The sequence below is a fragment of the Streptococcus sp. ZY171113 genome (assembly GCF_057748235.1).
On the sequence record NZ_CM173243.1, the window covers coordinates 1,196,745 to 1,208,102 of the forward strand.

Annotated in this window: 16 protein-coding genes; 5 read left to right on the plus strand and 11 right to left on the minus strand. The window is 46.2% G+C overall.

Annotated features, from left to right (window positions below; translation table 11 throughout):
- Positions 1-6: 6 nt before the first annotated feature.
- From AC3ARB_RS05665 to AC3ARB_RS05710, 10 genes are all read right to left on the minus strand, one after another.
- Entirely contained in the window at positions 7-738 is a 732-nt protein-coding gene (locus tag AC3ARB_RS05665; protein WP_488319626.1) for a hypothetical protein, read from the minus strand.
- A gap of 1 nt (position 739) precedes the next feature.
- The gene (locus AC3ARB_RS05670; protein ID WP_488319627.1) at positions 740-1,159 is read right to left on the minus strand and encodes a hypothetical protein; all 420 of its coding nucleotides are present in this window, start codon (positions 1,157-1,159) and stop codon (positions 740-742) included.
- 9 nt (positions 1,160-1,168) lie between these two features.
- Entirely contained in the window at positions 1,169-2,284 is a 1,116-nt protein-coding gene (locus AC3ARB_RS05675) for an ATP-binding protein (RefSeq protein WP_488319628.1), read from the minus strand.
- Between the two features lie 3 nt (positions 2,285-2,287).
- The gene (locus tag AC3ARB_RS05680) at positions 2,288-2,578 is read right to left on the minus strand and encodes a hypothetical protein (protein ID WP_488319629.1); all 291 of its coding nucleotides are present in this window, start codon (positions 2,576-2,578) and stop codon (positions 2,288-2,290) included.
- A gap of 14 nt (positions 2,579-2,592) precedes the next feature.
- A complete protein-coding gene (locus AC3ARB_RS05685; protein WP_488319630.1) occupies positions 2,593-3,891 on the minus strand; it encodes an AAA family ATPase in 1,299 nt (432 codons plus the stop codon).
- Entirely contained in the window at positions 3,878-4,117 is a 240-nt protein-coding gene (locus AC3ARB_RS05690) for a hypothetical protein (protein WP_488319631.1), read from the minus strand. Before AC3ARB_RS05690 ends, AC3ARB_RS05685 begins: the two co-directional genes overlap by 14 nt.
- A gap of 114 nt (positions 4,118-4,231) precedes the next feature.
- Positions 4,232-4,429 carry a hypothetical protein gene (locus tag AC3ARB_RS05695; protein WP_488319632.1) on the minus strand — a complete coding sequence of 66 codons (198 nt, stop codon included), beginning with the start codon at positions 4,427-4,429 and terminating at the stop codon, positions 4,232-4,234.
- Between the two features lies 1 nt (position 4,430).
- Positions 4,431-4,673 (minus strand): hypothetical protein, encoded by a 243-nt coding sequence (locus AC3ARB_RS05700; protein ID WP_488319633.1) that lies wholly within the window; start codon positions 4,671-4,673, stop codon positions 4,431-4,433.
- 37 nt (positions 4,674-4,710) lie between these two features.
- The gene (locus AC3ARB_RS05705) at positions 4,711-4,968 is read right to left on the minus strand and encodes a DNA-binding protein (protein WP_488319634.1); all 258 of its coding nucleotides are present in this window, start codon (positions 4,966-4,968) and stop codon (positions 4,711-4,713) included.
- A 70-nt stretch (positions 4,969-5,038) separates the two neighbouring features.
- Positions 5,039-5,230 carry a hypothetical protein gene (locus tag AC3ARB_RS05710; protein ID WP_488319635.1) on the minus strand — a complete coding sequence of 64 codons (192 nt, stop codon included), beginning with the start codon at positions 5,228-5,230 and terminating at the stop codon, positions 5,039-5,041.
- Between the two features lie 345 nt (positions 5,231-5,575).
- On the opposite strand from AC3ARB_RS05710, the gene AC3ARB_RS05715 reads away from it, so the two are divergent.
- The 5 genes from AC3ARB_RS05715 to AC3ARB_RS05735 all read left to right on the plus strand — a co-directional run bounded on the left by AC3ARB_RS05715 (position 5,576) and on the right by AC3ARB_RS05735 (position 10,221).
- A complete protein-coding gene (locus tag AC3ARB_RS05715; RefSeq protein WP_488319636.1) occupies positions 5,576-5,950 on the plus strand; it encodes a helix-turn-helix domain-containing protein in 375 nt (124 codons plus the stop codon).
- On the plus strand, positions 5,931-7,040 hold the full coding sequence (locus AC3ARB_RS05720) for an ImmA/IrrE family metallo-endopeptidase (protein ID WP_488319637.1): 1,110 nt from the start codon (positions 5,931-5,933) through the stop codon (positions 7,038-7,040). The genes AC3ARB_RS05715 and AC3ARB_RS05720 overlap by 20 nt, the downstream gene beginning before the upstream one ends.
- Before the next feature lie 92 nt (positions 7,041-7,132).
- Positions 7,133-8,089 (plus strand): HNH endonuclease, encoded by a 957-nt coding sequence (locus AC3ARB_RS05725; RefSeq protein ID WP_488319638.1) that lies wholly within the window; start codon positions 7,133-7,135, stop codon positions 8,087-8,089.
- A 107-nt stretch (positions 8,090-8,196) separates the two neighbouring features.
- Entirely contained in the window at positions 8,197-8,868 is a 672-nt protein-coding gene (locus AC3ARB_RS05730; protein WP_488319639.1) for an Ltp family lipoprotein, read from the plus strand.
- Between the two features lie 174 nt (positions 8,869-9,042).
- The gene (locus tag AC3ARB_RS05735) at positions 9,043-10,221 is read left to right on the plus strand and encodes a tyrosine-type recombinase/integrase (RefSeq protein ID WP_488319640.1); all 1,179 of its coding nucleotides are present in this window, start codon (positions 9,043-9,045) and stop codon (positions 10,219-10,221) included.
- 123 nt (positions 10,222-10,344) lie between these two features.
- Here the strand turns inward: AC3ARB_RS05735 and AC3ARB_RS05740 are convergent, their stop codons facing one another.
- Positions 10,345-11,301, minus strand: coding sequence for a competence protein CoiA (locus tag AC3ARB_RS05740; protein ID WP_488319641.1), 957 nt, complete (start codon positions 11,299-11,301; stop codon positions 10,345-10,347).
- Positions 11,302-11,358 lie beyond the last annotated feature (57 nt).

The following is an 11,358-nucleotide window of genomic DNA, read 5'->3' on the forward strand; positions in this document are numbered from 1 at the left end:
CCTTTTTTAGGCCAAAATAGTGATGTTAGTCTGCTCTGCCAGATTGTCTCGCAGGTACTGGGCAATGTTGTTAACTGCTTCCAGTCGCCAAGCACCGCCGTCTGCCTCAAACAAGGCCATTTCTGCACGCTTATTAACACGGAAGATGAATTGGCTGGCTGGTTGCTCAACCTCCGCAAAGGTGCGGTAAGGACGTAGGGTAACTGGGTTAGGTGCCTTGGCTTTGGCCATGCTGGCCACACCGTCCTTAATCGTTGTGACCTGAGCGATGCCATCATCGACAACCTCTGCCCCATTTTCAATCCGCAGGGCACTGGCAAACTCAAGTACCGCCCAGCGGTCGTCGCTATCCTGGAACTTGGACTGCAGGAGGACGTTGAAATCTGAAGCCTCATTCCACACTGCAAAGTGAATTGACGGCGTCAGAGCCTGAACATTGACCAGCTGCGTGCGGACTGACTGCTCATCGTCTTGAGTGTAAACAGACACTTCTTTAGGATTTTGGACCACTACCATGACCCGCTCTTGGTTAATACCGTTGAGGTCGCTCTTGAGGTAGTCCACCAGACTAGCCAAGGTCCGCAACTCCAAGCAAGCAGGATAGCGTTTTGGTTCCAGCTCAACCATGCGGTGACGGTTGGCATCATAGAAATCCTTGCCATCAATCGTGATGACTTTTTCTTCACGTCCTGCAAGCTCCACACCATATTCCACAACTGCTTTGATATTTTCTGACATATTAGTTACCTACTTTCTTTTTGTTAAAATCAATGACACCCTCGTTGATGCCTTTCTCCAGCTCAGCAATTGGCTGGCCAATATCCGTCCGCAGAACCGCCTCTTCGTCGAAGAAGGTCTGTCCTGGCATGGCACTCTTGAGCTCGTTGGCATGGATAGTGCCAGCCTTTTCACCCACCAGCACCGTCGTGGCCACCCCGGTCTGTGGTGCCAGGGTGGATTTGACATCCATAACCGTGTTGACTGTCTGACGGGCCTCGTCAGGCTTCATGGTCAATGTGATGACTACCTTGCGGGCCGTCTTAACATCCGTGTTAGGATCAAGGATATTGTCAAAGACCTTGGCCAATTCCTTGTCCACTTTCTCTTGCAGACCTCCGCCGCCAATGACGGACAGGTCCAGATTGATTGTTTTAGTCATAGGTTCCTCCTAAAATTGTCTGTTTTTCAAAATGATGTCCTTAATGCTCATGCCATTAGAGCCTGGGCTATTCCAGTAACTTACCAAAAAGTCAAAGTACCCATCTGGATAATTTTCAAAAGGCGTGTCTGCGGGGATATGGTTCAGTTCAGATTGAATGCCTCTGAGTTCCACCTCCGTCACCCCGTCCAACTGCATGAGTTGCCTCAAGCTCTCAGGAATCGTCTCAGAGATGTCAGAGACTTCTCGTGCAAAGTTAGGAGTAGCTGGCGGTGCCACCTGCGACATATCCATGGCAAGGCTAGTCTGCTCTTGAATTGGAGCTGGTCGCTCGACAGGATTTGGCCCCATAGTACCTGGTTGAGGTTCTTGAGGAACAGGTTGAGCTGGTGCTGGTTGGCTTTGCGGGGCAAAGATATGAGCAATAGCCTCATAGTCCAACGGTAATTCGTCTGGCAAACCATGACGGTTCTTGGCATCCCAAGCGGGGTGATGTTGAGTATAGAGGACACGTTGGCCACCTTGGGCTTTCTTCTTGCCGTTGTCAGCTGTCATGACGACCGTCTTATAATTGGCAAAAAGTACCATATCAACCCATTCCTTAACCAGAGGTGCCGTTTGTGAGCCAGTTTTCTTACCCAACTTCAATTCCCAACGGTCATAAGCTCCCATTTCATCAGGTTGTTCAAACTTTCTAATTTGAGCATGAGCAGTCAAGACCACATTGATACCCAAGTCAACCAGCTCACTGAGAAGATTTAGCAAACGTCCTACTTCTTCCTTGACATAGGTGTAGCCCTTGCCCCATCCGATTTCTTCAATCCCTCTGACATTGTGCTGAGCACAAACATCATCATTAACTAAGGTCTCCGCCCAGTCAATGGTATCAATGACCAAAGTCTGACAGACTGTTGGGTTAGCCTTAACCCAGGCAATCTGATTTTTTAGCATGGTATAGCTAGTCGGCTTGTCCAAGCGAGCCACATCCATGTTGTCCGTTGACCCCTCCGTGTCGATAAAGAGCGGATTAGGAAACTGAGCCGCAAAGCTAGACTTCCCGATACCTTCTGGGCCATAGACGACCACCCGCTGGGCTCTTGCCCGCTTCCCTCGTGTGATTTGCATGTGTTACTCCTTTCGTTTTTTGGTAATTTCTCTGTCTAATGCAGTTGAAATCACCCGATTTATCATCAAATCCCTAAATCCTCTAACAATTGAATCGTACTCAGGAGGCATGAAATGAGTGCTTTTTTTGATTTCATCAATAGCCTCTTGCCATGTAGAATTATTGGTTAAAGCTAGGCGTGTGACTTCATCTGCCAATCCATCAATTCGACTAATTAATAATTGATGGATGACAGATTCCTGTGAGCTTTTCATTCTCTTTTTAAGGTCGTCAATGTAATTTTCTTTATCCAAACAGTTACTCCTTTCTAAAATGTCCAATTAGGTACTGTTGCTGGCTGGGCAGGCGGTGCTGGTTGATAGTCTGGGTTCTCCAAAGAGTAACCGTCCTCGATAATGATGGCGCACTCTTCCCCGGTTGACACACGGGTCGCAATGGCCTGCAAGCCCTCACGTTCCAGCCATGCCCCGAACTCTTCCAGGGTCTGCTTGTCCATCTGCTCCAGCTTGTCGATGAGGACAAAGCCACACTCTGGCTTGAGCTTGCGGACGATAGCCGTGGCCACCATGAGCTGTTGAGAGCCAGACATGTTGTCCCACTCTTGACCAAGGTAGAGCAGTTTGCCGTCATCAACGGACAAACCTTCCAGAGGCAGGTCAGCATTGGTTAGCAGATCACGTTTAGCCTGTCGAACATCCTCGATTTTAGTAGTCAGCTCCTGGTATTGGACACGGTAGCCCTTGGCATCTTCCTCAGCCTTGTCCTTGTCCAAGTTGGCCCGCACTTGACGATTGACCTCATCAATTTGGGCAATGTTGGCTTCAATCTCGGCCGTGTTCTCGTCATGCAAATCCATGGCATCAGCTCTTGCAACAGCCAAGTCATCGTTCAACTGAGCCAATTGCTTTTCAGCCTCTTTAAGCTTACGCTTGAGCTCATCCACCTCTGCCTGCTTAAAGGCCTGGTTCTGCTCAATGACCGTCACATGTTGCCGTTTGCGGGCATTCTCCCCATTTTTGGCCAAGATAGCCTGCTGCTGTTGGATAAGGTCTGAAATGCTGACAAGTTCCTTGGGGGCACCAGGGTAGTCTGGCATTTCCTTGGCAAACTTCTCTTTCTGGTCAGCAATAACCCCAATAGCATGTCGCTGGTCGTAAAAAGCTTTTTCCTGTTGCTCCAGCTCAAAGAGTTGCGGGCCCACACCGATAATTTGAAGTAGAGTGTCCGCCTTTTCCTTAGCCGTGCCGTCCATAAACTTAGGCAGGTTGATGGCCAATTCTTCCACAAAGCTATCCAGCAACTGCTGACCAGCCTTCTTACCGTTCGGGTCAATAACCTTGAGGTCAGAGTTCTTACCTTTACGCTCCACGATGAGGCCGTTTGACAGGGTCACCTTAAGAGTAGGTGGTACCTGTGACCCCTCACGAGCAGCCTGACTTGGCTTGTAGCGACCGCCACCCAGGGCCCATGCGATTGCATCCAGTACGCTTGACTTGCCTTGGGCATTGTTGCCACCGATAATGGTCAACCCCTTGGCTGACGGCTCAATCTTGACCGCCTTGATACGCTTGACATTTTCGATTTCCAGTTTGTTAATCGTTACCATCTTCGAAATCCTCTCCGCCAATTCTAAATGAGCAAACCTCGACAGTTTTTTGCTCCGTCACAATTTCGCTATTTGCAAGAGCAAAACCAAGCAAAGCATTTGTAACCGAGGTCAAGGTCATGTTACACTTCTCAGCGATTTCCACAATATCGTTGTAATATCCCATATCACAACCAATCCGACCATAACCCGTTGATTGGGCACCAATTGTTTTTCTAACAGCCATCTTCTTCTCCTTTGTAATCTAAAATTCGGTATAAATCTTGATAATGCTCATCATCACCCGTGGACAACCAAAGACGATAAGACTTGAGCAATAACTTTAAGCGTGTTGTCCGTTCTATTTGCCCACCTCCTCAAAAATCAACCGCTCCACGTCAACCTTGACCCTCTTAGGCTCAGGTCGTCTGACTGCCAGATTAGTCCTGATAATGCCCAGGAATGTCCGGCACTTGCCTTTTTCGATTCGACCCATCGCCGAATCCTCGATGGCCTGGCCCACGATGTCCAGAGCCTTAGTTAGTAACCACTGTTTCATCTTATCCTCCAATCCCACGGATCTCCGCCGTGATTTCTGTCAATCGGGACCTAAGCAGGTCCAGTTGTTCGGCCACCTCTCGCAACTCTCCCAGGGTCTGCAAGGCCATAGCGAGGGCGATGATAGCGACCATGGTCGTGATGGCCAGCCCTGTAAATAGCAGGCCTGTCAGAGCATCTTGGCGTTCCAGTTCTGTTTCAGCGTGGCCTAACCGCTCGGATAGACCGATTTTGTCTTTTGTCATTCTTCAGTTTCCTTTTTACCTTGTCCAGAGGTATTTTTTAGATTTGATTTTCGAGCCAAATGATTAAGGCTCGCTTTGACCAGCGCTTGGCTGGCAGTTCTTTTGGAAATCCTGGCAGATAACGGTATTGTTCGTTAAACGTTGTCTTGGAAATCCCCAAGAACCGTGCCGTCTGACCAATATCCATAGTTTCCTTGTACTCGTCGCTTCGCCGGTAGATTGCAACCAGCTCCGCAACCGTATCTTTGATTATGCTTTTTATCCATTCGGACAAGTCTAATACAATCTTGTCCATCAGCACCTCCTGTGGTATAATCTAAGTAAGTAATTTTTCTTCAGCGACTGTTCCCGCAGTCGCTTTTTGTTTACCGAATTTTAAAATCATCGATAACCCGTACAATGAACCGATGAGCCGTTGGGTCGTTTTTCTTGCCATGCAAGATATTACTCACATCAGTTCGTGCCATATCGTACTTGACCGCCAGAGAAGACAACTGAATACTGTTCTCTTCCAAGTAAGTCAAGATTTTTTGACGCCCAGCGTCCGTATTAGGCATAGACCTTACCTCCTTCCTCTTAGTAAAAGTTCTTGGCTTGTCAAGAACTTTTTTGTATCTTTATGATACAAAAAGCGTTATTAGAAAAAATCGTAAAATTAAGCGATTATCTCTTGACAAAAACTAAGATTTGTCTTAAAATCGAGGTATAAGAAAGACCTAGCCAAGGCTTTATCCCATTCTTACCGCTCCAACAGTAACAAAACAGGTAACGCTATTGACTACGATTTTTCCTAACAACTAACTTACAAAAACTATTTTAAGACATATCCTAAAATTTGTCAAGCGATTTTTACGATAAATCTTAAATATTTTTTGTCATACCCTAGAAAGGTTGATAAATCAATGTTTGAGACATTTGAGATTGTCAAAAATTTAGCCAAAAAACAGGGGCTATCTCTCAATCAACTAGAAGAAAAACTAGGATATAGTAGAAATACCTTGTATGGGCTTAAAAGTTCAATCCCTAAGTCAGACCGACTGCAAGAAATTGCCGACTACTTCGGCGTATCTACCGACTACCTGCTAGGTCGTACTGATAATCCAGCTATTACAGGAGCTCTACCAAAAGATAGCTTGGACGAGACACCACAATACCGTGCCATCCAGCGTAAAGCCAAATCTCTTAGTATCAAGGATCAAGAGCGGCTGCTGCAACTCATGGACATCACTTTCCAAGATGTCCTGAACGGAGGTGGTGATGACGACCACGATTTCTAAGAAACCCAACTACAAGGCCATCAAAAACCAGGCCTATGATTTCCTAGAGCATTACACAGACGGCAATTTGCCTATAAACCTTGTCCACATCATCAACCAGTTGGACAACCTCCACCTCATGAAATACAGCACCTTTGCCAAACAACATGACCTGCCACTACTGCACGTCATCGAGTATTTCCAAAGCGAGGACGGTGCCCTCTGGTACCAGCCAGCGACAGAGACCTATATCTTGCTCTACAACGATACTGTGGAGAACAAAGAGCGAATCCGTTTCACGATTGCTCACGAGCTTGGCCACTACGTTCTGAAGCACAACGAGCTGACCGATAAAACGATTATTTCCAGAGGCGGATTGACAAATGAAGAGTACGACTTATTTGAACAGGAGGCTAACTTCTTCGCTAAACACCTCCTGGTACCTTTTCCAGTTCTAGGGAATTACCTGCAATTCTTCAATGAAATGGATGTCGCCTTTATCCAGCAAGTCTTCCATGTATCCTATACGGTTGCCAGCTATGTAATCAAGAACCTAAAATCAATGCAGAGCTACGGTGTGGTCAAAGACGGACATCATGTGGAGGAACGGTTCACAACCTACATCAGCACAACCCAGTCTACCCGTATCTGCAAATCTTGCCACAGCAAGATAAACCGTCACACTCACTACTGCCACATCTGTGCAATGAAACAGTACGAAGGACTAACCACCTTGGAAGCCTATCTGGAAAATCGAGAAATAGAAAGGGAACGAATGAGATATTTTAAGTACTCCATCAACGAATCTGGCTATCCAGTTAACTGCCCTCGTTGCGAAAACGAAGAAATTGAAGCAACTTCCTACTGCAATGTTTGTGGGATTTATACTCAAAACATCTGCCTGGGAAGTTACGAAAGTAATTTCGACCGTTTTGGCTACCCACTCCCCATCACAGACTTCCTAGACGGAGGCTGTGGTAAACATCTAGCAGGCAATTCACGTTACTGTCCTGATTGCGGTGGCAAAAGCTCCTACTTCTTCCAGGGCTTACTGAAAAATTGGGACATAGAGAAAAAAGAGCAGAATACTTTAATGGAATTTCCATTCTGACATTCACCAACCGCCGAAGCCACTCGAGTAATCGAGATGGTTATTGGGCATTTTATACTGACAGAAAAATAAAAATATGGATAGGAATTTTTATGAAATCGTCCAAAATCATATTCTATTTACTTTTTTGGCCTTTTTATGCAATCTACTTCTTTGGAACTCTATTCTACCGCCTCATTCGTTGGGGGTTAAAAGAAAAATACTTTAGAAGCGAGGAATTTATCGAACATAAAAAAGCGATTAGTGGAGCTGTTTCAGAGTACAATGAATTAGCCGATTATGTCAACTCATTCGAACAAATGTCTCTCACCTCAGAGAGTAGTGACCGTTTCAAATACTCCCATTTAGCTACGACTGAAAATTTGAGTAGTCACAGTATTAAACGAGACCGCAACACCAAAAATTATACCAACAACGTCCATCAAACATCGTTACAAGTTGTCATAAAAGCTGCTGAACAGCCCTTGAAATACCTCTGTAAATACTTCGGCGTTAAACCTACCGAAGAAAATCTCAGACATATCCAAGAAATGAGTAATACTATTTCAAGATTCTCCAATGCTAAAGAGAATCTTCGAAAACGCCTTGCAAAAATCGAAGCGGACTTCAATCCACCTAAATTCATCCAAAAGCATTATCACCATGAGTTGCTCAAACATTTGGAAATTGAAGTCCCAACTATTGATTTTGAAGTGCCTGTATATCAATTTGAATATGTTAGTTCAGGAGGTAACAGTTCCCAACGAACGACGATTAAACTCGATGAACTGACACTTGAAAACCTCTCGGAATACCTTTCTGAAAGGATAAAACATAGTAAATCTGCCCAATTTCAACGTGCCCTAATGACTAAAAAACTAAGAGAATTCATCAAAAATCGTGACAGTTACACTTGTCAAATTTGCTCGGCTTCAATTGCTGAACAAAGCTTGTTACTACTCGAAGTTGATCATATCCTACCAGTTTCCAAGGGTGGGTTATCAACCGAGGATAACCTTCAGACACTCTGTTGGAAATGTAACCGAAGTAAATCCAATAAAACAGCATAAAAAAAGTCCACCACTCTCGAGCCGTCATTTCAGTCGTGGATATTTACAGATAAAACTAACATACGTGCAACCCTGAACCACGTTAAAAGCTGGAAGGAGAAAAGGAAATGGCAAAAGCCCCGAAAAAGAAAAAAGGCTGCTTAGGCTGCCTTGGTGTTCTAGTAGCTGTTGGTGTTGTCGGTGCTGCACTTGGTGGGGGCAACAACGAAACCACTACGGCAGAGCCAGCAAGCTCAACTGTGGCCAAAGAGGCTAGCAGTAGCGCTGAAACAAGCAACTCATCAGCTACTGAGACCTCAAGTAGTAGTGCTGAAGCTTCTGTTCCAGCGGAGTACAAAACCGCCCTTAAAAAAGCGGAAAGTTACTCTAACACGATGCACATGTCCAAACAAGGGCTATACGATCAGCTAACCTCGGAATACGGTGAAAAATATTCTCCCGAGGCTGGTCAGTATGCTATCGACAATCTTAAGGCTGACTACAACAAAAACGCTCTTAAAAAAGCGGAAGACTACTCAAAAAATATGCACATGTCCAAACAAGGCATCTATGACCAACTCGTTTCTGAACATGGTGAAAAGTTTACAGCAGAAGAAGCCCAGTATGCTGTGGATAATCTCAAGGCTGATTACGGCAAGAACGCCCTTGAAAAAGCCAAGAGCTACCAAAAACAGATGGCCATGTCACCGGAAGCCATCCGCAATCAGTTGATTTCGGAATACGGCGAAAAGTTTACGCCTGAAGAAGCAGACTACGCAATCGCAAATCTACCGCAATAACAAAAAAAGCCACACGTCCTACCGCCAAGTAAGAAAACGTGTGGCTACCATACAAGGACCTCTAGACAGGGGCTCTTTGCTATACCCATTATACCACATTAAAGGAGGTGATGCCAACATCCTAACAGTAATTTTTACCTTGTCCAGAGGCCCCAAACTGAAAGGATATAAAAAATGAAATACACTAAAACCAAATACCCAAACATCTTTAGCTACGAAACTGCCAACGGCAAGAGGTACCACGTCCGCAAGGGCTACTTCCTTAAAGGCAAGAAAAAAGAGGCCAGCAAGAGCAACCTCAAAACAATCTTAGAGGCCCGCCAGGCCCTGGCCGAGATTGAACGTAAAATCGCAGACGGCGAATTTAACAAAAGCAAAAACATGACTGTTGAGCAATATTGGGCCAAATACTGGCAGAAGAAAATTGACAAGAACCAATGGTCGCCAGACACCGAATATCAGAAGGTTAATGTTTTTAAGAACCATTTTGAACCACGGTACGGCAAGACAAAACTCAAAGACCTTGACCGAGAAGAGTACGAGGAGCACATTAATAGCCTCCTGGTCAAGCACAGACGGACGACCGTCTATCAAATGCACGGCATCTTCATGGCTATGCTCAACGATGCCGTGGCCTGTGGCTACCTCTACCAGAACACGCTCCAGAAAATCTACATCGGCGAAAGCCCGCTAGAGCCCTTTGATAAAGAGTTGTCCATGGACCAATTTAAGTCCATCGATGCAGCTGCTAGAGAGTTGTTTGACGACTACACCTACGCCATGGTCCGACTGACCTACTTCGGCCTCAGACAGAGTGAGGTGATTGCGGTCAAAATCAAGACCATCATCAACCGTCCTGACGGCCTGGTCGCCCTTGCCCATAGCAACTCCAGGAGTAAGTTCCGCCCTGACGGCAAAGATCGGCGAGGCAAAGAGCGGATGAAATCCAAGAGCTCCGAGCGTGTGACGGTCCTCGACCAAGAGACCAGCGAACTAATCTTAAAAGCAGTCAACAGAGCAAAAGAGATAGCCAAGGATTACAATCGCATACTAGGACCAGAAGATTTCATCTTCCTCGTTGACTACCCAGGGGCCAGATATAAAGGCGAGCCTGTGCCAGTAGGACGACTAGCTTACTTGTTTGAAGCAATCAGCACCAAATCTGGCATCCATGTCACACCACACATGATGAGGCACTTCTTCGTCACCCAAGGCCTGCTCTCTGGCATCTCTTTGGAGCAGATGGCCTCTGCTGTCGGTCATACAAAATCTTACATGACCGAAAAGTATAGCCACACCCAAGAAGAAATGGCCGCCCAAGCCAGCCAAGCCTTTGCCCTGGCCATTAAATAAAAAAAGGTCGGGGACTCCCCGACAGATTCCCCGACTAAAACCAAATATCCCGTGATTATATGCGATTAAGTCATTAGAACCTTGTTGCTAAAACCGCAGAAATAAGCCTTTTTACAGCCATATTTAATCACGAAGATTTCTAGTTTCCATTATAGCATAAAATTTGGGTGGATAAAGCGTTTGCCGTGATTTATCTGTCTGATTTTTGTAAAAAGCCTCAAACTGGCGGTAATAGGTGGTTAAATCTGCTGTAATCTGAGGAAACTCCCCGCTAATTGGTCGCACCTGCGGGTAAAACTCCTCGGCCGTCTGAGCCAAGAGATTGCCTCCTGCCTCATAGGCAGCTGCCTGCCGCGTCAGCCATTTCCCATTTTTTTGAAAAAGCTGGCGCTGGATATAGGCGACGGGGTCTGTTTCAAGGGTTGGCTCCAAAACAGACAGGGGCTGGCGAGCAAAGGGCTGACGCAAAACATCGAGCAAGGGACTGGCTAGGGACTGCTCTCGGACCAAACCACAAACCCGTCCCCGAAGGTCTTCGTGAAGCAGGTAGTGGAGACGGATAACTTGCCTGTCCCCATCCAACTCCCAGAGGTGAAACCCCATGTTGGGCGACCAGTTGAGAAAGCCCTTTTGACCCTCTGCTAAATAGCGGACCAGCCAGAGTTTTTTACCTAAGAGCCAGATGACCTGATAACCAGCCTGCCGATAGGTTAGCGTTCTCTCTAGTAAGCGTTCTTGACTAAGCCGACTGCATTGGACTTCTAAGACCAGGCGGTTATCAACCAAGAGGTCGGCCACCTGACCGAGTTCTGGCAAAACCGCCTCAATCTGGACAGGAACCCCAGCTGATACCAAGTTTCGGTAGAGAGCAGCTTTCAAATCCAGGTGCTCAGCTGATTCATTTTCCTGAAAAAACTGGCACTCAGCCAACCGCACATGGGCAAAATGCGGCCGCATGACCCTGCCCTGTTTGAGGCAGACAGGTTGTTGACAGGCTGGACAGGTGTAAGCCGTCTTTTTATCTACCTGACCATCCAAAAGATTGACCAGCCGTCCCTCTTCATCACAAGCTAGAAACATAACCTACCTCCTGATTAACTATTCGTATTGCTCATGAAAAACTGGCCATAAACATAA